Source organism: Paenibacillus monticola, assembly GCF_009664975.1.
GTDB classification, from domain to species: Bacteria; Bacillota; Bacilli; order Paenibacillales; family Paenibacillaceae; genus Paenibacillus_AQ; species Paenibacillus_AQ monticola.
Map to the genome: position 1 here is coordinate 268703 of NZ_WJXB01000004.1, position 25191 is coordinate 293893.

Consider the following 25191-nt stretch of genomic DNA (forward strand, 5'->3'; position numbering starts at 1 on the left):
TCCACACTCATAATATAGTTAACGGGAAGAAGGGAATCTATGATGAGCTTAATCATCATCTTGGCATCCATCGTAGTCTTAATAGCTGCTGCATATATCATGATGACTTTTTACCCTTTATTTGGAGGTCAGGCATCCAAGAAGGATAGAGCGCTCATTAAGAAGTCTGCTCACTATGATCAAGGTAAGTTTATTAATTTGCTCCCGGAAGATACAATCAATAGTCTGGGCAGCAATATGTCCATCTTGAAGGACTTTATCAAAGGCAATCCACGCGCTAAGCCTACTGTGCCCCTGCTGCCCAAGTCCATGCTTCATGCAGCACTCCAGCATAATAAAGAAACCAAGGTAACCTGGTTCGGACATTCAGCGGTATTGCTGGAGATCAATGGAGTTACATTATTTCTTGATCCCATGCTAGGCAGCTCCCCGTCCCCTTTTCCATTTATTGGCGGAAAACGCTTCAGCAAGCAATTGCCGATTGAGATCTCGGATCTTCCATTAGTAGACATCGTACTACTGTCCCATGATCATTATGACCATCTAGACTATGGTTCAATTAAGCAACTGAAGCACAAGGCTTCGATGTTTATCGTACCGCTTGGATTAGGTGCCCATCTGGAACGTTGGGGAGTGCCGCGCGAGAAGATTCAGGAGCATGATTGGTGGGATGAGTTTCAGTATGCTGGACTGACTTTTGCCAGCACTCCAGCCCGGCATTTTTCTGGAAGGAGTCTTCTGGACCGTAACTCAACACTCTGGTGTTCCTGGGTGATTCAAGGGGAGAATACTAAGGTATTCTTTAGCGGGGACAGTGGTTACGGCCCACACTTCAAGGAGATCGGCAATAAATATGGGCCTTTTGATCTGACATTAATGGAGTGTGGTCAATATGATAAACGTTGGTCTTCCATCCATATGATGCCGGAGCAGACGATTCAGGCGCATTTGGATGTGCAGGGCAAGCTAATGATTCCGATTCATTGGGCAGCCTTTACGCTCTCTATGCATGATTGGAATGATCCGGTGGAGCGGGCCTGGAAGGCTGCAAAAGAGCGGGGGACGTTATTGGCGACACCTCGGATCGGAGAGACAGTCTATGTAGGTTCAATGGAATATCCCTCCTCAACCTGGTGGCGATAAGCGTTAAGGACGCAGACATGGGCCAAAGTGTGCTACAATGTTTTTGCAAAATGGACTTGAGGGAGCTGACAATATGAGTGATGAAGTAAACGAGCAGGAAATGGTAACGGTGATATCCGCTGAGACTAAGGTTGACCCGACACTGATTAGATTAGTGCTGAAGCATGAGCTGGCTTTTATCAATAAAGCCAAGGCTAATGCTAAGGGTGAAGTTGATATCGACAATGATGATCTGGTTGATTATGTTACTTCCCAACGTGATGTACAGCTGGATGAACTGACTGTAGAGACTATACTTGATGCCGAAATGGATTATCTGATGGACAAAGGGTTGGCTGGTTATATCGATTAAACCCTTGTAGCATGCGGCTCATTGCCCAAATTCAAGGGACTGTGAGCCGAGCTTAATAATTAAATTATAAAATAGTTTGCCTTGTCCTTTGCTTTCGCAAAATAAGTGTGATACAATGAAGTCAGTCATAAATAACCCTTAATTCACATATTGTAAAAGGTTATCATTGTGAGTATGAATCCTTTTCCAATGTGTGAATTTTTATTTGTTCGTACAATACGTAGGAATAAAAGGACATGTGTTAAATAAAATATTGGAGGTAATTATTATGCAAACAGGAACAGTGAAATGGTTTAACGCAGACAAAGGATTTGGCTTTATCGAGGTTGAAGGTGGAAGTGACGTATTCGTACATTTCTCCGCAATCACTGGCGACGGTTTCAAATCTTTGGACGAAGGCCAACGTGTTGAGTTCAACGTAACTCAAGGCGCTCGTGGACCACAGGCAGAAAACGTAGTAAAACTGTAATTTCAAATTCAAGCTGTCCTTAACTCAAGTTGAGGGCAGCTTTTTTTTCTCTGTAATTCTCGTCGCAGCATGTCATGGCATCCTGTAGGGATGGTGAAATCGTCTCGATTCGAACCAAGGAGGGGTATTTATGTATTTTCGTAAAAAAGCGCTAGAGGATCTTCCGCAAGAAGACACAGCGATTTGGTCCTGCACAAAGGATGATTGCACAGGTTGGATGCGCGATAATTTTGCGTTCCAATATATTCCCACCTGCTGGCAATGTAACTCTCCTATGACTAGAAGTATGAAGATACTGCCTATGCTTGTGAATACGAATTTTGAAATGAAGGCTATTAAGAAGGGTATTACGATTAAGTAAACTTTTCTTACCCCTTAAAATAGAATTAGAACCTACAAATAGATCCTTCAATGGCCTGTCCCCTTAGTAACGGGCAGTCTTTTTTTTTGCTGTTTAACTCTATTTTTCTGATTGGATTAGCGTCTAACCGTGAACCTTAAATAGACACTTTGCAAAAGGTGCGCTGTTTAAGGTTTTTTTTCTGTTTTTTAATGCAACTAGGCAAGTTTCCCTTGACAATGGATGGTACTTCGGCACAATAGAGTTGGAAACGCTAACAGAGTAAGAAGAAATTTAGGTCGTTATTATTGCAAAAGCGAGATCGCGCAACTTAAAAATGGGGGTTAAAGAAAATGTCTAAGAACAAAGTGACTAAGGGGTTGATCCTGTCTTTTGTCCTGACACTCGTTCTGTCCGGATGTGGTGGCGGAGCAAAGAACAACAACACTGTTGCGGCGAAGAAAGTCACCATCAATATGATGCACTTATGGCCAGCAGGAACCTCAGCCCAACAGTATAAATTAGTTAGCCAGATCCTAGATGACTACCAGAAAGAGCATCCCAATGTAACCGTGAAGACGGAAGTTCTAGAGAACGAGCAATATAAAAATAAACTTAAAGTGCTATCAGCTTCCAACGAGCTTCCAGATGTGGGTATCACTTGGGCAGCGGGATTCATGGAGCCCTATGTGAAGGGTGGATTATTCGCACCACTCGATGACATTCTGAATGGAGAGGCGCTTAAAGATAAATTTGTTTCAGGCACTACTGAAGGCTTCCAAATGGATGGTAAAACCTACGGGCTGCCCATTGAGCTCAACATTACTCCAATTTACTACAACAAAGAGATATTCAATAAATATAAACTGGAAGTACCAACCACTTACGATCAATTTAAGAAAGTGGTGCGGACGCTAGCAGATAATAGCGTAGTTCCAATCGCGCTGGGTAATAAAGACCGCTGGACAGGTTCCTTGTGGTATATGTATCTGGCTGACCGGATCGCCGGCAGCGATACACTGAAGAAAGCGATTGACGGATCAGGTTCGTTTGAAGATCCAGGCCTGATTAAAGCGGCTGCTGAAGTACAGAGCCTGGTCGACAGGAACGCATTCAACAGAGGCTTCAATGGGTTGTCCAATGATGAAGGCAAAGCTGAATTCATGAATGAACATGCGGCGATGTATTTAATGGGCTCATGGGAGCTGGCGAACTTCACCACCAATCCTGAGATCCCGCAAGAATTTAAAGACAAGGTTGGCTTCTTCAAATTCCCTACAGTGGATGGCGGTAAAGGAAACATTAACAGCTGGGTTGGCGGTCCTGGGGTTGCCTTATTTGTAGCTGAGAATTCCAATGTAAAAGAAGAAGCGAAAGCCTTCGTTGAATATTTTGTATCCAAATGGGGCGAAGATGCGGTAACAACAGCAGGCGTAATTCCAGCTACTAAAGTGGACACAACAAAAGCCGGTCTGCCGCAAATGTATATAGATGTCCTAAATGAGCTGAATAACGCAAGCAGTATTACTCTTTTTGCAGACGTGCAAATGAAACCGAATGCTGCGCAGATCCATCTGGATATGATTCAAGCGCTGTTCGGCAAAGCGGTGACACCGGAAGAATTTGTAGCTAAACACAAGGCAGCTGTTGAAAAAGGAAACTGATGGAGTAAGGCTAATTCACAATTGCAGCAGGAGGACCATCAGGCTCCGCAGCCTCGTGTTCAATGAGTCCGTGCTTCTCCCAAGCTCGGCTCTTCCAGCGGAAGAACATAATGACAGCTCTTACCCACTCATCAAACGCAGTGGCGATCCACACCCCGGCAAGGCCGAGATGAAGCTGGAATACCAGTACATAGCCAAGGGGCAAGCTCAGGCAGACCATGGAGATCAGACCCATATAGACAGGAAACTTTGCATCTCCCGAAGCGCGTAAAGAGTTGATGATGACCAGATTACAGGTCCGACCGGTCTCGAGGAAGAAGCTGAGCAGAATCACCTGAGAGCCCATTGTAATAATGCTCTCGTTATTGGTGAAGAGGCCAAATAGCGGTACCCGGAAGAAGATTACTATGGCGTCCATGATCACCGTAATCAGTAAAGCCCACTTCACACTAGAGAACACACGTGAATAGGCTTCTTGAGGCCGTCTTGCTCCGACCAGATGACCGACAATAATGGAGGTTCCCATCGACACTGCTACACTGAATAGAAAAATATAACTGGAGATGTTGAGCGCATATTGGCGGGTAGCCATTGCCTCCGCACCTAAATATGTAATATACAGTGTAAATACAAGCTGGCAGGACTGATAGGTTATCGATTCAAAAGCGGATGGGATGCCAATCTTGAGAATTTGCAGTACATATTTCTTGGATAGATGAATGTAATAGCTCCACTTCACCCGCACCTCCAGAATTCTATAGAGCAGCAGGAAGAACAAGATCAAGCAGATAAATCGGCTGGTGATCGTAGAGATGGCCGCACCTTGTACACCGAGCGCTGGAAAGCCGAAATGTCCAAAGATTAAGGTGTAATTCCCGACCACATGAATGACGTTCATCAGCAGGGAAACTACCATGGTCTGTTTAGTGAAGCCATGAGTGCGGATGGTGGTGGCTAGAGCATTAATCAAGGCCTGGAGAAAAATACCACCCCCGACGATATTCATGTATGCTTTGGCATGGACAAGAATATCACCTTTTACATTCAGGGCGGATAGCAGACTACCCCCGAACGACAATAGAAATGTACTTAAAATAATACCAACCAACAGATTTAAGGTTATGGCATTGCCAGTCACCTGTGCCGCTTCTTGCGGTTTTTTCGAGCCGAGATATTGGGAGACAACAATGGCCGCTCCGTTTCCGATTACACTGAGTATCAGAATGGCCATGACAATAATCTGATTCGCCGCACCCACACCGGCTACGGCATCGTCAGACACGGAACTGATCATAAACGTATCTACGCTGCCCATGAGCATAAACAGGAACAGTTCCAGAAAAATCGGCCAGGTCAGCTTTAATAGATTAAACTCCTGAAGTTTGTTTTCCTCCATCGTGCACCTTCTTATTTACTATGATTTCTTTACTAAACAAATTTAAATGTTAGCACAGCTTCTATAATAAATCAGCAAATTTACCGAAATAATACAAAATAATATTATAGTTTCTCATTCCCTATGATGAAGCCTTTGACAGCACAGTAGTATCCTACAGGTAACTACCTCACAATAAAGTGCCTACTTTCTTTATCGACTGTATAGACCTACAATAAGTATAATACTTACTAAAATAAATTAAACGAGGAGATTATACTTAATATGAAATTGCAGTTAGCGCTCGATCTAGTGGATATTGCCGGAGCCAAAGAAATTGTCGCTCAAGTAGCCGAATATATAGATGTTGTTGAAATAGGAACACCGATCGTGATTAACGAAGGGCTGCATGCAGTGAGAGCCATCAAGGATGCTTTTCCATCGCTGACCGTTTTGGCTGATTTGAAAATAATGGATGCAGGTGGATATGAAGTGATGAAGGCTGTAGAAGCAGGCGCAGACATCGTTACTGTACTTGGCGTTTCCGCGGATTCGACCATTAGAGGCGCTGTTCTGGAGGCTAAAAAGACGAATAAATTGATCCTGGTTGATCTAATCAGTGTAAAAGATATTAAGACTAGAGCGGCTGAAGTGGACGCACTTGGCGTAGATTATATCTGTGTCCATTCTGGGTATGACCATCAGGCTGAAGGCATAAACTCCTTCGCCGATTTGCAAGCCATCAAGAGTGTTGTCAAGAATGCTAAAACGGCGATTGCTGGCGGCATTAAACTGAGCACGTTGCCGGAAGTCATTGCAGCGAATCCCGACCTTGTGATCGTTGGTGGCGGCATCACTGGTGAAGCTGATATTAGAGCGGCGGCAGCCGAAATGAAACGCCTCGTTAGCCAAGCGTAAAACGGTATGAATACAGTGGAATATGCACAAGTGATAATAAATGAACTGCAGAGTTCAGTATCTCAGCTCGGTGAAGCAGATACAGAGCAAATGGCGGATTTACTTCTGCGCTCGGGCAAGGTGTTCGTGGCTGGTGCAGGCCGATCTGGGCTGATGGGGCGGGCCTTCGCCATGCGGCTCATGCAGGCCGGTAAAGACGCCTATGTCGTTGGTGAAACCATAACGCCGGGCATTGCTGCGGAAGATGTGCTGGTGCTCGGCACAGGCTCAGGTGAAACACAGGGACTGGTCTCTATGGCGGAAAAAGCCCAATCGCTGGGTGCAGCAGTTGTGGCGGTCACGCTTACGCCGGAATCGACAATCGGGCAGTTGGCGGATTATACAGTGAAGCTGCCGGGTGCGCCCAAGGATCAGACTGGTGGCAGTTCTATCACTATTCAGCCCATGGCCTCTTTATTTGAACAGACACTGCTGGTATTTTATGATGCAGTCATCCTGCGGATGATGGAGAAGACCGGACAGACTACTCAGCGGATGTTCGGTAAACATGCCAATCTGGAGTAACGCAAAAGACGGATAACCTTCCTCATGGAGTGGTTGTTCGTCTTTTGTAGTATGATGAAGTGTGAGAGGAGGTCACTAAAATATGGCTACTGAGATTAAAGACCGTATCAATCTGAAGGAAATCAATTGTGAGAAGGAATTGACGCTTGCCGTAATCGGTGGGAAGTGGAAGCTGATTATTTTGTGGCATCTCGGCCTTGAAGGAACCAAACGGTTTAGTGAACTCAAGCGGCTGATTCCGCATATTACGCAAAAGATGTTAACGAATCAATTGCGTGAGTTGGAAGAGGATCAACTTGTACTAAGGAAAGTTTATGCGGAGGTTCCACCAAAAGTGGAATATTCCTTGACAGAGTATGGCGACAGTTTGCTGCCGGTCTTACGTATGATGTATGATTGGGGCAAAAGCTATGGTGAGAATGTGATTTGGAAAGATGCACCACCCACTGATAAGTGCTGAGTGCATTTATATAAAAATAAGCTATATCATTCGAAAATGGAGGGATTTATTCAAATGTCGAAGACGGATTATACCCCACTCTTGGAGTCTTTCCAATTTAAGACCGGATTTACATTGAAGAACCGCGTGGTCATGGCACCCATGACGAATTTCTCTTCTCTTCCTGACGGATCAGTTTCTGATGAAGAAGTGGCCTACTATATTCGCCGCTCTAAAGGAGCTGGAATGGTTATTACAGCTTGTGTGTATGTATCTGCTGGCGGGAAAGGTTTTCCAGGCGAATTCGGTGCGGACAAGGATGAAATGCTTCCGAGTCTCCGTAAATTAGCAGCGGCCATTAAGGGTGAGGGAGCAAAGGCGATCCTGCAAATCTTCCATGGCGGCCGTCAATGTCCACCTGAGTTACTGCCTGATGGACAAGCTGTTAGCGCAAGCAACGTTCCGGCAGAACTGCCGAGTGGCGGGAATGGACCGATTCCCCGTGCCCTAAGTGAAGCTGAAATCTTAAGCATCATCTCTGATTTCGGTGAGGCTACACTCCGGGCTATCACAGCTGGCTTTGATGGTGTGGAAATTCACGGAGCGAACGGTTATTTGCTGCAGCAATTCTTCTCTCCGCATTCTAACACCCGCGAGGATCGTTGGGGCGGAAGTCTGGAGAAACGTCTGACTTTCCCGCTTGCAGTTGTAGATGAAGTGAAACGAGTGGTAAAGGAGCATGCCAAGACGCCCTTTCTCTTGGGCTACCGCTTCTCTCCAGAAGAGCCGGAAACACCAGGGATCACGATGGCCGAAACCTTTGCGCTGATTGATGCTCTGAGCGGTCGAGGACTTGATTATCTGCATGTTTCACTGATGGATTTCTGGTCTCTGCCCCGCCGTGGTACCGAAGATAGCCGGCCGCGCATGGAACAGATTGTTGATCGTGTCGCAGGCAAGCTGCCGGTCATCGGAGTGGGATCGCTCTACAGTGCTGACGATGCGCTTAAAGCTCTACAGACGGGGATCGCACTTGTTGCACTAGGTCGGCCACTCTTGATTGATCCGGATTGGGTTCAAAAAGTAGCGGAAGGACGTCAAACGGAAATTCAGACCGCATTGGATCTTTCTGCTCAATCAACACTAGTGATACCTAATCCGCTGTGGGGTGCTTTAACCCATACGCCGGGCTGGCTGCCAATTAAGGCCTAAGATATAAGTATTATAATAGGAGCTTATACTCCAGTTGCAAACCAAAGTAACCCCTGAATACCACTGTACTAGGGTATTCAGGGGTTACTTTGGTCTGTACTCTTAAAGGGCAATAGAGGTACTACGCTTTTTGCTCAAACAGCTTGGCAATTTCAACGATAACGTTGACGGCCTTAACCATATTATCTGCGGAGACATATTCGAACTTGCCATGGAAGTTCTCGCCACCGGTAAAAATATTAGGCGTCGGCAGTCCCATATAGGACAGCTGTGAGCCGTCTGTTCCTCCGCGTATCGGGCGGATAATCGGCGCTATTCCAAGGTTCTCCATCGCCTCATGGGCAATGTCGACGATATGGCGCACCGGTTCTATTTTCTCACGCATATTGTAATATTGGTCATTCATTTCAAGCACGACATTATTGTCGCCATAGGTTGTTTTAAATTCATCAACGATGGCTGCGATATGACCTTTGCGTGTCTCGAATTGCTGGTGGTCGAAGTCACGGATGATATAATGCAGCTTACTATGCTCAGCGGTGCCCTGCATGGAAATCAGATGGTAGAAGCCTTCATACCCTTCGGTGAACTCTGGTGCTTCACCAGCTGGCAGTCTAAGGTGGAAAGCCAGGGCAATCTTCGCAGAATGGATCATTTTTCCTTTTGCTGTACCGGGATGTACGTTAACCCCATGAAAGGTGATTTTGGCAGCAGCAGCATTGAAGCTTTCATACTCAAGCTCTCCGAGCGGTCCGCCATCCACGGTGTAGGCATAGGTTGCACCGAAGGCGGCCACATCAAATTTATGTGGTCCACGTCCGATCTCCTCATCAGGAGTAAATGCGACCCTAATCTTGCCATGCTTAATTTCCGGATGTGCTAGAAGATAGACCATGGCTGTTATAATCTCGGCAATTCCGGCCTTGTTGTCTGCTCCAAGCAGGGTTGTGCCATCGGTGGTAATCAGTGTATGCCCTTTATACTCCAATAGCTCAGGAAAGCTCTCCGTGGACATTACTACGTTCAAGTTTTTGTTCAAAACAATATCGGTACCCTCATAGTTCTCGATGATTTGCGGCTTTACATCCTTACCGGTGAAATCAGTTGCAGTATCCAGATGCGCCAGGAATCCGAGGGTCGGAACTTCCTTCTCACTGTTAGCCGGGAGAGTGGCCATGACATAACCATACTCGTCCACTTGTACTTCTACCAGACCGATTTGCTTAAGCTCCTCAACCAGCTTATGCGCAAGCACCAGCTGTCCTGGAGTGGAAGGACAGACCTCATTATCCTCATTCGATTGTGTATCCATTTGAGCATAGGAAATAAAACGTGCCATAACTTCTTGCTTCAATCTTGTCATCTCCTCTTCATCTTCGTATGTATATAGTATCACGATCCAGGCAAGGTCTCATCCCCTTCAACCAGTTTCGCCGTAAGCAAATATCTATCCGGGGCTGAGCCAACATAAGAGAATGGGTAACAAGTAATCAGGGTAAGGATTGGTTCAGCACTTTGCTTGATAGCGCCTCGTTCCTGCCCATCTACGATGCTGCTGCCAGTGACCTTGTATACAAATTTCCCGTCTGCGGTTTCTACCTCAATCAGATCATTTTTATTCAGCTCTCCCAAGCCGCGGAATACAGTATCGCGGTGACCAGCCAGTACACTGTTACCAATACCACCTAAAGCTGCGCTGCCTTTGTAATGTCCGGCTCCTTTCTTTAATTGTCGACTTCCGGTACCTTCCACAATTGCAACTTTCTTATGGATAGAGGGGAATGAGATCTCCCCTATAATTTCTCCTTCGGTATAGCTTGGAGCGGAGCTTGAGTTTCGTTGGACAGGACTGACCATGCCTTCGGGAAGAGGTGTTTCTTCGCGCGACAAAGTGTGTACGGAGGCTTCCTCCCTCTTTTTCGACCATTCATTCAAGGCATTGTGTGCTTCAATTGGTGCTCTGATCACCTGAACCACTGAATATAACAACACACACAAAGAAAGTATGAAGATGAGTTTCACGGCAATTAAGAGACCGGAACGCTTCTTCATACTCTCTCCTCCAGACTTTGAGCTGCATGTTTTTTATCTTTTAGTTCTCAGCCTGCGCAGAATCATTACGCTAATAATAGCTATTGGCAAACTGATGAGAATCAGGTTATACCAAGGCTCAGCGGTGTTCGGCAGTTTATCCCCTGCATCAGAGGTGCCGAGCGGAAGCTCATCATCGGGCACTGCGATCTCATTGTCAGGTGATGGTGTTGTTACATTGTCGGTCGTAGTGCTGCCTGCGACTGGTGTAGCAGTAGGAGTATTCCCTCCATTACTATCGCTGCCTCCCAGTGGAACTGGTGCGTCGGTGACGACAATTTCACCTACTATCGGAGTAGGCGAGGGAGAGAGTGTTGGTGTTGATGTTGGTGTTAGGCTGTTTACAGGCGTAACCTGCGGACTGGTCGGTCCCTCTGGAGAAACGGTTGCTGTAGGTCCGGTACTAGGCTCGGTTGATGGAACAGGTGATGCAGTTGCGGTTGGTGCAGCACTAGGTTCGGTTGGCGGACTTGATTCCCCAGAAGCTGAGAAATCAAAAACTACAGTCACAGCCTTCCCCTGATACTCGTTGCCTGCCTCTGCCGGGAAGATCACCTTCATTTCGATTACGTTCTGTGCTCCTCCGGCCAAAGAACCAATGGCTACTCTGCCGGTAGCCTTGCTCATAACTCCTGAATAGATGATTACTCCCTCTTTTTCAAGTGTCATCTGCAGAATATCGTACAATTCTACATCTCCAGACAACATTTTGAAGTCCACATAATAATTGAAGGCCTCATTTCCTGCATTGATGATCGTGTATTCCGATTGCGTCTCGTCACCCGGTTCCATATTGTTCATGGTTGCGGTACTTGTCGTATGCGAATTTACGGTAAGCTTAATGGTATCCTCTGCACTTACCCCACCAGCGTGCCATATGAGGCCTGCCAGAACGATCAGGACATAAGCGAATATTATCGCCGAGCGATATTTTTTCTTCACTCCCCGCTCCTTTCTGCTGCGGCCCCAAATCCTACGGGCTTCCGGCAAAATACTCTGTTTAGAATTTCTGCACACTTTGTCGAAAGGTGGTTCCTACCGGAACTACTATAAACATAAAGTGTTATTATCCCCGGTGGAACAGAAGTCGATTAAGATAGACAAAGGTGCGGATTGTTCGTTATAACGAATATCTCCAGTATAATCAAAATGTATTATAAAGAAAAATAGCATATATGTAAAAAAATCAGCAAAAACAACGATTATATAAACATAATATAATGTTTACTGAAGATTGCTCCGAATTAATCTTTATTTTTACACTTTTTATGTTCTGTATGCGTTTTATAAAGAACGAACTCAGGTTTGGCGTATTCAAAAAAAAGGCAAGACGGATATCGGAAGCGAAGTCAAACCTTCGCGTTCAAATTCCATCTTGCCTGAACCTCTAGTTGAATAATTAACTCATGAACCTTAGCTTTCTTTAATAGCCTCTGCCACAAGCTCATAAGAGCGCAAACGGGCGGAATGGTCATAAATCTGTGAGGCTATAATCCATTCATCGGCATCCGTTTCCGCTTGGATCTGTTGGAGTCTTTCTTTAACTGCGGCCTTATCGCCGGAGATGGAGTACTGCTGTTTCTCCAGCATGATCGCTTTCTCCTGCATAGTCCATAGTCCATCCATGCTATCTACCGGAGGCTGCAGCTTACCGGTACGACCGCGGATAATATTAAGGAACTGCTGCTGTTGGGAGGTAGCTAATTTGCGGGCTTCCTCCGTAGTCTCTGCTGCTGTAATTCCCAGCCCGACCATGACATGTGGTTTAGCAAGCGCTGCTGATGGCTGGAAGCTATTGCGGTATAGGTCTAGTGCAGGAAGCAGGTATTCAGGCGCAAAGTGGCTGGCAAAAGCGAACGGCAAGCCCAACTGGCCAGCCAGACGGGCACTGAAGCCGCTGGAGCCAAGCAGCCAGATCGGCACATCCAAGCCTTCGCCGGGAACCGCTCGTACTCCTGGGGGACGTGAACCGGCACCTTCAGGGTCGAAATAAGCTCTAAGTTCACTTAGCTGCTCGGGGAATTCACCACCATCATGTCCGAGGCCACGGCGAAGTGCCCGTGACGCTGGCTGATCAGAACCCGGAGCTCTGCCCAAGCCAAGGTCGATGCGGCCAGGATATAGGGATTCAAGTGTACCGAACTGTTCAGCTATGACAAGCGGCGCATGATTGGATAACATGATGCCGCCGGAGCCTACGCGTATGCTGCTTGTGCCGGCAGCTATATGCCCAATAACAAGTGAAGTGGCTGAGCTGGCGATTCCAGTCATATTATGATGCTCCGCCAGCCAATAACGGTGATAGCCCCACTCTTCGGCATGTCGGGCCAAGTCTAAAGAGTTATGAAAAGAATCCGCCGCTGTCCCGCCTTCCACAATTGGAGCCAAGTCCAGCACGGAGATAGGAATGTTCCGCAGTTGTTTCAATGTAATCCCTCCATTAATGATGCGTCCGCATCTTTTATTATTATTAGCAGATAGGTATAGATCTACCCAATAACTATACCATGTTATTTAATTATTTACACACTTTTAGTAAGCTAATAGTACTTTGGAGGTAGATTGAGAAGCTTTTCAAATAATCAATAAAAGTAGGATTTATATTCACAAAGGAGAGGGTTTTGCACTCCGTAGACTGATAAAAAATATATTTGTAAGCGTTTTACAGATACTCTTGTCATTTTCTAAAGGCCTTGCTATAATAATTTTGAAAAGGTTTTCTAAAAAGGAAGTTAACATTATGAAGCCAACAATAAGAGATGTCGCCAAAATGGCAGAGGTATCTATCAGCACTGTTTCTCGTGTAATGAATGCGCCGAACACAGTAGTGGAGAGCAAGCGAAACCGAGTAATAGAAGCAATCGAGCAGTTGCAATATCAACCGAATGCGTTCGCACGTGGTCTGATTTATAAGAAGTCATTTACACTAGGCTTACTTATCCCGGATATCGAGAACCTTTATTTCGCTGGTTTGATCCGGGGAATGCAGGATGCATGCATCAAGCTAGGTTATAGTCTAATGATTTGTAATACTGACCGTGATAAGGAACGGCTGTTGTCGTACATTGATACCTTCCATGAGAAGCAGGTGGATGGAATTGTGTTCGCCAGTGATGTCCTTTATCCGGAGTACCATGATAAGCTGGTTGGCTGCAGGATTCCTTTTGTGTTGGTATCCTCGCATTCCGATGAGTTCGACATTCCTTCTGTAGAGATTGATGATGAAATAGCTGCGTATGACGCTGTTCGGTTTCTGATTGAACTGGGGCACAAAGAGATCGGCATGATTGGGTTCAACCACGATAATTCAGTTTCCGGTCCACCCCGTTATGAAGGATTTAGAAGAGCCTTAACTGAATATGGACTTCAGCATAATATTGAGAAAATCAGATATGCCAATCACCGCTTTGAACATGCCTATCAAGCTGCTCATGAGTTGTTTACTGCATATCCTGAATTGACAGCTGTTTTCTGTGTGGCTGATGAGTTTGCGATGGGTACGATTTCTTATTTGAAGGATCGCAACGTTCTTGTTCCAGGGCAGGTGTCAGTCATCGGTTTTGATAATCTGCGGATGTCGAGCATGTTCATTCCAAAGTTAACGACAATTGCACAACCGATGTACGAGTTAGGCTACCGTGCTGCAGAGAAGCTGCATGAGCTGCTGACTACCGGCACAGTTGAGATACAACGCGAGAATTTGGAGCATAAGCTGATTGTAAGGGAATCGTCACGGGAAAAATGAGATCATCTCATTTCTCTCAGGCTATTTTGAAAAGCTTTTCAATACTACGAGAATAATAGTTGATTTGGTGGCATATTAGTAATTCTGTAGAAACAAGACCGATAAAACTTATTGCAACAATCAAGAAATTAGGGTTGAAACATGGGCTTTCTATGATATGATGGAAATGTAAGCGTTATTAATGTATTATTTTGTCGGATAGACGAATGATCGATAATCTGTTTGATCTTTTTGTGAAAAGCTTTGCAAGGGGGTGATCACCAGCCAATCGGAGATAAAACCGTGATGCTAGGAATAAAATGAGATTCTCTATTACAAATGATAAGGGGATGTATGAAAAAATGAAAAAAGTTTCGGGACGTACAATGTCATTGGCTTTGGCGCTGTGTTTATCCTTCTCAGTAATGCTGAGTGCATGCGGCGGGGGTAATAATAACAATACGGCTGCAGCGACTGACCCACCAGCGGCAACTAATGCTGCAACAACTGATAACAACCAAGCATCAACAGACAATGCCAGTGCGGACACTGCGGGCACTCCACTGGAACTAGCGATGAAGGGTGACTATAAAGGAACAAAGGTAACCATGTTCGGACCATTCGTAGATGCCGACCAAGTGAAATTTGAGAGCAGCATCAAAGACTTTGAAGCAAAAACAGGAATCGATATCCAGTATGAAGGCTCGAAAGAGTTCGAAGCTACGATCAACATACGGGTTGATGGCGGCAATGCGCCTGATATCGCGGATTTCCCGCAACCAGGACTGTTGGCTTCTATTGCTAAGACCGGCAAGGTTGTGGATCTGACCAGCGTGCTGGATCAGGCCAAATTGGCAGCTAACTACAATAAGAGTTGGCTTGATATGTCGACAATGGACGGCAAAGACGGCAAGATTATGGCCGGTATCTGGAACCGCAGTAACGTGAAGAGCTTGGTGTGGTATCCGAAGAAACAATTTGATGAAGCAGGCTATAAGGTTCCTGAAACTTGGGATGAAATGATGGCTTTGACTGAACAAATTGCTAAAGACGGTGATCCTGCCTGGAGTATTGGTATTGAAAGCGGCGCAGCAACTGGCTGGGCAGCAACGGACTGGGTAGAAAACATTATGCTGCGTACCACTACACCAGAGAATTATGACAAATGGGTTAAAGGCGAATTGTCATTCACCTCTCCTGAAGTGAAAAACGCGGTTGAAGTCATGTCCAAAATTTGGCTCAACAAGGATTATGTATATGGCGGCACTAAATCAATCGTAACTACAGCCTTTGGGGATGCTCCAAAACCGATGTTCGAGAATCCGCCTAAAGCCTGGTTCAACTTGATGGGTAACTTCATTACAAGTTTCTTCCCAGAAACGGCGAAGGTTGATGAAGATTATGATTGGTTCTACCTTCCTTCCATTGATCCGCAATATGGCAAGCCAGTACTTGTAGCAGGCGATATTTACGCTATGTTCAATGATCGTCCTGAAGTTCGTGCGGTAATGGAATTCTTCACAACGGGTGAATCCATCAAGACTTGGGTACAATCCGGTGGCGTAATCGCGCCAATGAACGATGCTTCCCTAGACTGGTACAGCTCTGAATCCGACCGTCGGATGGCGAAACTGGTACAAGATGCTTCTACCCTTCGTTTCGACGGATCTGACTTGATGCCAGGTAAAGTAGGCGCAGGTACTTTCTGGAAAGGTATGACCGACTATGTAAGTGGTACAGCTACGTTGGATCAGGCACTTGAACAAATTCAATCCGGCTGGAAAAACTAAGCGGTAGAAGTTAGAACACTTTATTCAAAAAGAGGGGCAGCGAGCAGCGATGGTAATCCGCCCCTCTTTTTGTTTTTTTAAAGATGATCTTCAATGCTTATTTCGAAGAGAGTTTTGCTCTGCAAAACTTAGAGGAGGAAGCTAATATGGCACAAACAAAGCAAAGAGTCAGCCTTCGGGCGGTGCTGTTATCTATTGGAATATTGTTAGCCAATATCGTTGTTAATGGCCTGATCTTTATGTTTTTTCGTGATTCGACAATAAATCCGCTACTGACAGCGGTGCTTGCTGTTCTTTGGGGTGTTCTGGGTGTGTATCTGATTTACTATACCCTCACCTGGGCGGTAGAGCAGTACCCTGATTATATTCGCAAAAGGGTTCTCCCTTATGTCTTTATAGGGCCGGCGGTTATTATATTGGGCTGGCTGCTGGTACTACCGGCGCTGCGCACATTGTATTTGAGTTTCTTCGATGCCTCTTCTGAGAAGTTCGTAGGCCTTAGCAACTATGCGGCTATCTTCACTGATCACCTGATGGCGACAGCGCTGCGCAATAATCTACTTTGGGTATTCGTAGGAACGCTGGCCTGTGTGACCTTCGGGCTGTTAATTGCCATTCTTGCTGACCGCAGCAGTTATGAGAAACTTGCCAAGTCCATTATTTTCATGCCTATGGCGATCTCCTTTGTAGCTGCGGGTGTAATCTGGAAATTCATTTACTACTATCAACCAGGCGATAGCCAAATCGGATTGTTTAATGCAATTGTTACTTATTTCGGTGGTGAACCACAGGCGTGGACGAGTATGATTCAGCCGTGGAATAACTTCTTCCTCATCATTATTCTGATCTGGATGCAGACGGGTTTCGCAATGGTAATCTTCTCAGCAGCAATTAAAGGAGTTCCCGAAGATATTATGGAAGCCGCCCGAGTGGACGGCGCTAAAGAAGTATCCATCTTTTTCAAGATTATGATTCCATACATCTCAGCCACAATTCTGACGGTCACAACGACGATTATCGTCTTTACGTTGAAAATATTTGACGTCGTCATGGTGATGACGGGTGGTCAATACGATACAGAAGTGGTAGCGACCCAGTTCTACCGGCAATTCTTTATGTACCGTAATTTCGGTTATGGTTCAACGCTGGCTATCGTTCTGCTGATCGCAGTCTTGCCGGTAATTATTATTAATCTGCGTCAGTTCCGCAAGCAGGGGGGATTCTAATGGTCGGCAAAAAGAAGAAAAAGGGCAGTAAGACGGTTGTTAATATCGTACTTGGAATCATCTGTGTGATCTGGCTGCTTCCGACACTTGGACTGTTTGTCTCGTCCTTCCGTCCAGCGGCTGATATTCTGCAAACAGGTTGGTGGAAGGTATTCCCTCATCAGGAATGGAAGGCCGGGGATACCATCCAGCTGTCCAAGGATGTGGATTTACGGGGGCCGATTGAGGTAAATGGCAAGACATATACAGACGACCAGCTAAAAGCTGGCGTTAAGGCAGACGACAGCCGTCTGATCTGGGAGAACCGCAGAGCGCGCACGGTTAACTCCCAGGAGCAGGGCTGGAAGGTGAAGCCAGACCTTACGCTGGACAATTACAATAATGTGCTAACCGGTAAGGAATACAAGCTCAAAGAAGCTGACGGTAGTGAAACTATACAGAAGGGCACAGGCTTGTCGCAAGCCTTCTGGAATACACTCACGATTGCCGTTCCAGCAACGGTTATTCCGGTGCTGATCGCCTCCTTTGCCGCATACGCTTTTGCCTGGCTGCGTTTTCCGGGCCGTAAAACCCTATTCGTCATCATTATCGCCATGCTCGTAATCCCGATTCAGGTTGCTCTTATTCCTGTGCTTAAGGATTATACCGCGCTTGGCCTAAACGGAAGTTATTTGGGCATCTGGCTGGCGCATACCGCCTTTGGTTTACCGCTCGTTACGTACTTTATGTATAACTTTATCAGCCAATTGCCGAAGGATCTGTTCGAATCGGCATTTATGGACGGCGCAAGTCATTTCACCATCTTTAGCAAGCTGATTCTTCCGTTGTCTGTGCCTGCACTAGCTTCCATCGGAATCTTCCAGTTTCTCTGGGTGTGGAATGATTATCTGGTGTCGCTCATTTTCATTGGCAACCAGCCGTCCGTGCAGGTTATGTCGATGAAAATCGCTGATCTCGTCGGTTCACGCGGCAATGACTGGCATTTGCTCACTTCAGCTGCTTTTATCTCCATGCTGATGCCGCTCGCTATTTTCTTCCTGCTGCAAAAGTATTTCGTCAGAGGCCTTATGGGCGGATCGATCAAAGGCTGATTTCAATCAATTGAATATGTATAAAAGATGTCCGCTATCAGGAGGAGCGTTATAGAGATGAAGATGAAACCATACGAACATCCGGCAGCATTATACCCTTACCGGGAGTGGAGCCTCGGTGAGGATGCCTATGATGATGAGAACAATCAACGAAGCGAGAGCGTATTCGCTCTCGGCAATGGATATATTGGCCTGCGTGGTAATTTTGAAGAAGGATATCACGGGCAGGCAGGGTCATCGGTTACAGGGAATTATTTGAATGGATTTTTCGATTCTGAACCGATTGTATATCCGGAAGGAGCCTATGGATATCCTTCCCGTAACCAAGCGATGCTTAATGTTACCAATGCCCAGATTATCGAGCTGAACATTGAGGGCCAGCCTTTTCATTTGAACAGCGGGCAGGTACATCGCTTTGAGCGAAAGCTGGACATGAAGAGCGGCATTCTACACCGGGTGATTGAGTGGGAATCGCCCGCCGGTCATCGCGTGTTACTTACAATTCGACGGATGGTGGCGCTGCAGCATAAGCATTTGGCTGCGATCCATTATGCGGTCACTGCATTGAATTTTGCGGGAACAATCACGTTTACCTCGGCAATGGAAGGCCATATTGAAAGACCGGAGGTTACGGATGATCCCCGTCTAGGAGCGGGTAGTTCCGAACCCAGCCTGCTGCTTGAAGCTACAGGATTAGGGGAAGACGACTCATTAGTATGGATGAAGCAGCGAACGCGGCATACCCAGTTCGCACTGCTAACAGCGATGAGTCACCAGCTGCAATCAGCTTCTGGTTATGAAATGAGTAAGCAGCTGGAGGAAGAACGGCTGTCTGTGCAGTTTGTTGTTCCGGTAACAAGCGGTGAGACCGTCTCACTAACCAAATACATTACTTATCATACTTCGAAGGATTATGCCGAAGATGAGCTGATGGACCGGAGTGTTGATGTGCTGCATCTGGCGGCGGAGAGCGGTTTTGAGGATCTTGCCAAGGAGCAGCAGGCATATCTGGATACCTTCTGGAGCCATAGTGATGTGGAGATCAACGGTGACCCGGCACTTCAGCAGGGAATTCGGTTCAACGCCTTCCAGCTGCTGCAATCGGTAGGACGCGACAGCGTGACGAACATCGGGGCCAAAGGCTTAACTGGTGAAGGATACGAAGGACATTATTTCTGGGATACCGAGATGTATATGCTGCCCTTCTTCACATCTACCCAACCGGAGATCAGCCGTTCTCTACTGGACTTCCGTTATGCTACGCTTGGCAAGGCAAGGGAGCGGGCCGTAGTGATGTCGCAGAAGGGAGCCCTCTATCCTTGGCGTACGATTGACGGGGAAGAGAACTCTTCGTATTTCCCGGCAGGCACAGCGCAAGCGCATATCAACGCCGATATCGCTTATGGCATTAAGCAGTATGTGCTTGCTACGGGCGATAATGAGTTTCTCGTGACCAAAGGTGCGGAGATGCTGTTCGAAACCTCCCGCTTCTGGGCTGATCTGGGTCATTTTAATCCAGCTAGAGACGGAGCCTTCTGCATAGATGCCGTAACGGGTCCTGATGAATACACGGCTATTGTCAACAACAATGCCTATACTAATCTGATGGTACAAGATCAGTTCAACTACGCATATGAGACGGCAGAATTCCTGCGGCATCAGTACCCACAGGATTATGGACGTCTGCAGCGTGAGATTGGTCTCACAGAGGAAGAAGTAGAGGGCTGGTTAGAAGCCGCCGCCAAGATGTTTATTCCATTTGATGAGCAGTTGGGTATCTATGCACAGGACGATACCTTCCTAACCAAGAGGAAATGGGATTTTGACAACACGCCAGCTGATAAATATCCGCTCCTGTTGAACTACCACCCCCTTGTAATCTATCGTCATCAGGTACTGAAGCAGGCGGATCTGGTGATGGCGATGTTTCTATTGGGAGATCAATTCAGCTTAGCGGATAAGATTCGTAATTATAATTATTACGAGCCGCTTACGACACACGACTCTTCATTATCACCTTGCATCCATAGTATTATGTCTGCTGAAATCGGTGATTTGGAGGGTGCTTACTCCTATTTCGATCGTACGGTACGAATGGATCTGGATGACATTAACCACAATGCCAAGGACGGATTGCACATGGCAGCGATGTCAGGCTCATGGATGTCCATCGTGAACGGCTTTGGGGGCATGCGCCTCTATAATGGACAATTGTCCTTTAATCCAGTGCTGCCTTTACAATGGGATAGCTACCGTTTTAAGATAACCAATCACGGTCAACTGCTCGAAATATTTGTGGATCGGCAGGCAGTAGTCTATACGCTGCTGGAAGGGGACGGATTAGAGATCAGTCATAAGGGACATCCGATTATGTTATCGCAAGCGGAGCCGGTACGTTATCCAATTACTAAGCACCTGGAAGCTGTTATCTTTGATCTTGATGGTGTCATCACCGATTCTGCGGAGTATCACTATCAGGCGTGGAAAACACTGGCAGACGGGTTGGACGTGCCTTTCGACCGGGACAAGAATGAAAGGCTCAAAGGCGTAAGCCGAATGGAATCGCTGGAGATCATTCTGGAAAATAGCGGTCTCAGCTTCACCAAGGCAGAGAAGGAGCGGCTCGCGAAGCAGAAGAATGATAACTATAAGCTGATGATTCAGCGCATTACTCCGGCTGATCTGCTGCCAGGTATCGCCGAACTGTTAACTAGCCTTCAGGAGCAGGGAATAGCTGTCGGATTGGCCTCGGCCAGTCAGAATGCAGCATTGATACTGGAACGTCTAGAGGCCGGACATTGGTTTCAGGCCGTAGCAGACCCGGGGGACATTCGTAAGGGCAAGCCTGATCCGGAGATTTTCTTGAGGGCCGCAGAGATGTTGGATGTTCCACCTTGTAACTGTATCGGTGTTGAGGATGCAGCGGCAGGGGTTATGGCGATCCAAGCCGCCGGAATGAAAGCAGTCGGTATTGGAAGCGTTGAGCAGTTGGGCGCTGCAGATCTGCTGCTAGCCTCAACGATTGAACTGACTGTGACCAAGCTACAGAAGCTGCTAGCATAGACGAATACCCCGGCTCTTCATCCGACAAGGGAAGATGAGACGGGGTATTTATGATGTGCTACTTACCCTAAGCATTCTCCGGAATTATCTGTTCCAGATGGTGCTTCATATGTTGAAGATAATCTTCAATTAACCATTCGAGTGTGACAGTGCCGCCTTGAGGGAGCTGAAAAACTAGGGATAACTGAGTAGGCGTCAGATTTGAAATCACTCTCAGGACCGTTTGATTCAGACTGACCCAAAGATTTAAGATGTCTTCGGGAGAAGTTTTGCTATACTGCTGAGCGTCCATCCATTGGTTTTGATCATATGGAGTGAGGGGGAGAGGTTGAGGCTCGTACTGAACCTTTATGAAGCGGGATAAATTGTTAATGGCAGAGTCGCACAGGTGGCCAAGAATTTGCAGTCTTGACCACTTTCCTTCCGCATGTGGTTCCGTTACCTCAGCATAAGTTAAGCTACAAAAGGAAGCGGGAAATTCCGATAACAATAAGTATAGATTGTCGATAGGGGGCATAAACAGCACTACCTCTCTTTAAAGAATTAAATCGTTTACTAAGTGAAGTAACTATACGTTAAATAAACATATGATTAGAGATATGAAGCTATCAATCCATAAATTTTCTTCATATAATGAAATGAAGAGGTACCGAATGAATAGAATGTCGAACTTCCCGTTTTATTTGATAGAAGCATAACTTTGAGCATAGATGAATGGGAGTGTGCTTATGGGTATAGAAAGAACACATCAGGGGATTACAAGAGTTTGGCTGATATTATTACTAATTTTGCTTACTGTAACACTCTATCAGCCAATGTTGGCAAGCGCAGAAGAGACCGATTCCTCCACCCAGAATGTGTTGATTCTTAATTCGTATCACAATGGTTTTGCCTGGACAGATGATCAGAGTAACGGGATAGAAGAGCAGCTTAAGAGTGCTGAGAAGATACCGATTATTTACACTGAATATATGGACTGGAAACGTTATCCGAGCGACGCCAGCTGGGAGCAGTTCTACGAAATGATCCAATTCAAATATGCTGCTATACATATTGACGTTATCATGACCACAGATGATAGCGCTCTGAATTTCGCCATAAAATACCGTGAAGATATTCTGGACAATGCTCCGATTATATTCAGTGGTGTCAATCAACTTGGCTATGACGGTATTAAAGACCCCAGTAATATTACTGGGATCATTGAAGAAATTGATCCTACAGAAACTATAAGAATGGCGCTGGAGATTAATCCCTCCATACAGAACGTTTATGTTGTATTTGATAATTCAGAAAGTGGACTAACCACGGGTAAAATAGTTACTGATAAGCTCTTGTCTCTGAATCTTGGGCTGCAAATTTTCCCCATGAATCATTTCTCCAATGAACAAATTATGCAGAAAGCATCTACTCTTTCTTCGGATAGCATTATTCTCATGACTACATATTTTAGTGACTCTACTGGTAGAATTACTGAATTCGACCGTTTCTCCAGTGAGCTTGGCCAGAACAGCAGCGTCCCTGTCTATCACATGTATGATTTCGGCTTAAATCATGGAGCATTTGGTGGGAGCATGATCAGTGGGAAAATCCAGGGACATACAGCTTCTAATATGGCACTTCGTGTCCTACAGGGTGAAAGCACATACCAGATCCCGATTGTCACAGACAATATAGCACGGAAAGTATTTGATTATCGGGAGTTGCAGCGTTTCGATATTTCACTGCAACAGCTGCCGAAGGGCAGCGAGGTCGTGAATAAACCTTTTTCTTTTTATGACACCTATAAAGGTCTGGTACTTAGCATCATCGGTGCATTCACTATACTACTAGCGTTCATACTTATCCTGCTATTTTATGTACAGTTGGTTAAACGCATGCGCAAAAATTTGGAAAGAAGCAATGAACGCTTTAGCTTGGCTGCATTTGGGGCTGATGCGGTTATCTGGGATGTGGATATGTCGACGATGATCTACTATTTCTCTGATAGCTGGTACGAGCTGTTGGGCTACGAACGGGATGAGATTGACGAAAGCCATAAGGGCTGGAAGGATATTATTCATCCTGAAGATGCCGATCAGGAGGCCCGTAGGAGAAGTGAACATTTGGAGGGTCTTTCCACCTATTATTACAGCGAGTATCGGCTGCGGAGCAAGTTGGGTGAATATAAGTGGTTTCAGGCTAGAGGCAAGATATTGCGGAATGCAACTGGTGGTTATATCCGCTTCGCAGGCTCCATGACGGATGTGACGGACCGCAAGGGTGTTGAGAACAAGCTGCAGATGAGCTATCAGGAACTTGAATCGACTTACGAGGAGCTCACGGCTCTGCAGGATGAACTGGTGGAGCAGTATAACAAGGTAGTGGAGAATCAGGAACTGCTGCAGAATAGTGAAGAGAAATATCGGGTGCTGGCCTATAATGACGTGGTAAGTGGTCTGCCAAATCGGCTTTCGTTATCTGAGGAATTGGAAAATTTTGTACAGGAACATTCCGGTGGACGAGGTGCCTTGTTCTTTCTGGATATCGACGATTTCAAATATATAAATGATACGATGGGACATAGCTTTGGCGACGAACTGCTGGTTAAGGTTGGGGAGCGGCTGCTAGAACTGTCGGATGGAAGAAGTAGTCATTTCCGTTTCGGCGGTGATGAATTTGTGATTTTATTAAAAGATTTAAATAATTCTGCCGAAGTCCTCACCTATGCGGAGTCCCTGGTTCAGGGCTTTAAGGAACCCTTCAAGCTGCATGAAAGTATTGTTCATATTTCTACGAGTATTGGGATTTCCCAATATCCCGAGGATGGAGATAATGCGGAGGAGTTGCTTAAGAATGCTGATATCGCGATGTACAAAGCAAAAGAGGCGGGTAAAGGCTCTTACGTTCTTTATGGAAAAGCGATGCAGCAGCATTTCGATGATCGGATGATTATTGAGAAGAACTTAAGAAATGTGATCTCGAATAATGAGCTTTCCTTGCATTATCAGCCGTTAGTTGATGTCGGTTCAGATCAACTCTGGGGATTTGAAGCTTTGTTACGCTGGCATAGTCCGGTGCTCGGGTTTATGTCGCCACTCTCTTTTATCAAAATTGCGGAGGATAGCCGCTTGATCGTACCTATCGGAGAATGGGTGCTGCGGACCGCCTGCCAGTTCATTAAAGACCTGCATGGGAAAGGGTATGAAGGTTATCATATATCAGTCAATATCTCGGTGATTCAGCTGATGCTGGATAACTTTACGGAGATGGTGCTAGCTGTTCTGCAGGAAACAGGATTAGCGCCTGAATATCTCGAATTGGAAATCACAGAGTCGATCTTTATGGAATCCTTTGAGATCATCAGCACTAAGTTGAATTTTCTGAAGAAAAAAGGGATCGGGATTGCCTTGGACGATTTCGGAACAGGATATTCCTCCCTCAGCTATTTGAAGCAACTGCCCATCACTACGCTGAAGATTGATAAATCCTTTATTGACAGCATTGACTCACCGAATAGTATGTCCTTGGCCCGGTCAATCGTGACGATAGGACATGACATGGGGTTAAAGGTTACGGCAGAAGGGGTGGAAACGCCAGAACAGCTGGCCTTCCTCGAGCGCACCAGCTGCGATAAGATCCAAGGCTACTTTATCAGCAGGCCGATCCCGCAGAACGATGTTATGGAATGGGTTGATGGGAGAAAGGTAAGCTAAGACAATCTGTGTAATATGACAAAAGAAACGGGTGT

The 25191-nt window shown here is 46.0% G+C and carries 21 protein-coding genes; 15 read left to right on the forward strand and 6 right to left on the reverse strand.

The window, feature by feature from the left end; all coding sequences use genetic code 11:
• Positions 1–39 precede the first annotated feature (39 nt).
• From GJB61_RS13895 to GJB61_RS13915, 5 genes are all read left to right on the forward strand, one after another.
• Positions 40–1143: an MBL fold metallo-hydrolase gene (locus GJB61_RS13895; protein WP_154119099.1), complete on the forward strand. Its 1104-nt coding sequence runs from the start codon at positions 40–42 to the stop codon at positions 1141–1143.
• Between the two features lie 73 nt (positions 1144–1216).
• A complete protein-coding gene (locus GJB61_RS13900; RefSeq protein WP_154119100.1) occupies positions 1217–1495 on the forward strand; it encodes a hypothetical protein in 279 nt (92 codons plus the stop codon).
• A 268-nt stretch (positions 1496–1763) separates the two neighbouring features.
• Entirely contained in the window at positions 1764–1964 is a 201-nt protein-coding gene (locus tag GJB61_RS13905) for a cold-shock protein (RefSeq protein WP_019914790.1), read from the forward strand.
• A gap of 130 nt (positions 1965–2094) precedes the next feature.
• A complete protein-coding gene (locus tag GJB61_RS13910) occupies positions 2095–2325 on the forward strand; it encodes a cold-shock protein (protein ID WP_154119101.1) in 231 nt (76 codons plus the stop codon).
• Positions 2326–2657: 332 nt separating this feature from the next.
• Positions 2658–3968: an extracellular solute-binding protein gene (locus tag GJB61_RS13915; protein ID WP_154119102.1), complete on the forward strand. Its 1311-nt coding sequence runs from the start codon at positions 2658–2660 to the stop codon at positions 3966–3968.
• A 10-nt stretch (positions 3969–3978) separates the two neighbouring features.
• Here the strand turns inward: GJB61_RS13915 and GJB61_RS13920 are convergent, their stop codons facing one another.
• Complete coding sequence (locus tag GJB61_RS13920) at positions 3979–5364, reverse strand: MATE family efflux transporter (RefSeq protein ID WP_154119103.1); 1386 nt, start codon at positions 5362–5364, stop codon at positions 3979–3981.
• A gap of 264 nt (positions 5365–5628) precedes the next feature.
• On the opposite strand from GJB61_RS13920, the gene hxlA reads away from it, so the two are divergent.
• The 4 genes from hxlA to GJB61_RS13940 all read left to right on the forward strand — a co-directional run bounded on the left by hxlA (position 5629) and on the right by GJB61_RS13940 (position 8476).
• The gene (gene hxlA / locus GJB61_RS13925; RefSeq protein ID WP_154119104.1) at positions 5629–6261 is read left to right on the forward strand and encodes a 3-hexulose-6-phosphate synthase; all 633 of its coding nucleotides are present in this window, start codon (positions 5629–5631) and stop codon (positions 6259–6261) included.
• A gap of 6 nt (positions 6262–6267) precedes the next feature.
• Positions 6268–6825, forward strand: coding sequence for a 6-phospho-3-hexuloisomerase (gene hxlB / locus GJB61_RS13930; RefSeq protein WP_154119105.1), 558 nt, complete (start codon positions 6268–6270; stop codon positions 6823–6825).
• A gap of 82 nt (positions 6826–6907) precedes the next feature.
• Positions 6908–7285 (forward strand): winged helix-turn-helix transcriptional regulator, encoded by a 378-nt coding sequence (locus GJB61_RS13935; protein WP_154119106.1) that lies wholly within the window; start codon positions 6908–6910, stop codon positions 7283–7285.
• A 54-nt stretch (positions 7286–7339) separates the two neighbouring features.
• Positions 7340–8476, forward strand: coding sequence for an NADH-dependent flavin oxidoreductase (locus GJB61_RS13940; protein WP_154119107.1), 1137 nt, complete (start codon positions 7340–7342; stop codon positions 8474–8476).
• 121 nt (positions 8477–8597) lie between these two features.
• Here the strand turns inward: GJB61_RS13940 and pepT are convergent, their stop codons facing one another.
• The 4 genes from pepT to GJB61_RS13960 all read right to left on the reverse strand — a co-directional run bounded on the left by pepT (position 8598) and on the right by GJB61_RS13960 (position 12994).
• Positions 8598–9839, reverse strand: a complete 1242-nt coding sequence (gene pepT / locus GJB61_RS13945; protein WP_420819751.1) for a peptidase T — start codon at positions 9837–9839, stop codon at positions 8598–8600.
• Between the two features lie 29 nt (positions 9840–9868).
• Entirely contained in the window at positions 9869–10528 is a 660-nt protein-coding gene (locus GJB61_RS13950; protein WP_154119109.1) for a sortase, read from the reverse strand.
• Between the two features lie 33 nt (positions 10529–10561).
• Entirely contained in the window at positions 10562–11509 is a 948-nt protein-coding gene (locus tag GJB61_RS13955) for a hypothetical protein (protein WP_154119110.1), read from the reverse strand.
• Positions 11510–11980: 471 nt separating this feature from the next.
• Positions 11981–12994 (reverse strand): LLM class flavin-dependent oxidoreductase, encoded by a 1014-nt coding sequence (locus GJB61_RS13960; protein WP_154119111.1) that lies wholly within the window; start codon positions 12992–12994, stop codon positions 11981–11983.
• 313 nt (positions 12995–13307) lie between these two features.
• Between GJB61_RS13960 and GJB61_RS13965 the strand changes: the two genes are divergently transcribed.
• From GJB61_RS13965 to pgmB, 5 genes are all read left to right on the forward strand, one after another.
• Positions 13308–14312, forward strand: a complete 1005-nt coding sequence (locus GJB61_RS13965) for a LacI family DNA-binding transcriptional regulator (protein ID WP_154119112.1) — start codon at positions 13308–13310, stop codon at positions 14310–14312.
• A 341-nt stretch (positions 14313–14653) separates the two neighbouring features.
• Entirely contained in the window at positions 14654–16081 is a 1428-nt protein-coding gene (locus tag GJB61_RS13970; protein WP_154119113.1) for an ABC transporter substrate-binding protein, read from the forward strand.
• Between the two features lie 146 nt (positions 16082–16227).
• A complete protein-coding gene (locus GJB61_RS13975; protein WP_154119114.1) occupies positions 16228–17307 on the forward strand; it encodes a carbohydrate ABC transporter permease in 1080 nt (359 codons plus the stop codon).
• On the forward strand, positions 17307–18398 hold the full coding sequence (locus GJB61_RS13980) for a carbohydrate ABC transporter permease (protein ID WP_154119115.1): 1092 nt from the start codon (positions 17307–17309) through the stop codon (positions 18396–18398). Before GJB61_RS13975 ends, GJB61_RS13980 begins: the two co-directional genes overlap by 1 nt.
• A gap of 57 nt (positions 18399–18455) precedes the next feature.
• The gene (gene pgmB / locus GJB61_RS13985; protein WP_229521675.1) at positions 18456–21461 is read left to right on the forward strand and encodes a beta-phosphoglucomutase; all 3006 of its coding nucleotides are present in this window, start codon (positions 18456–18458) and stop codon (positions 21459–21461) included.
• A 67-nt stretch (positions 21462–21528) separates the two neighbouring features.
• Here the strand turns inward: pgmB and GJB61_RS13990 are convergent, their stop codons facing one another.
• Positions 21529–21978, reverse strand: a complete 450-nt coding sequence (locus GJB61_RS13990; protein WP_154119117.1) for a DinB family protein — start codon at positions 21976–21978, stop codon at positions 21529–21531.
• Between the two features lie 211 nt (positions 21979–22189).
• Between GJB61_RS13990 and GJB61_RS13995 the strand changes: the two genes are divergently transcribed.
• Positions 22190–25156, forward strand: a complete 2967-nt coding sequence (locus tag GJB61_RS13995) for an ABC transporter substrate binding protein (protein ID WP_195724336.1) — start codon at positions 22190–22192, stop codon at positions 25154–25156.
• Positions 25157–25191 lie beyond the last annotated feature (35 nt).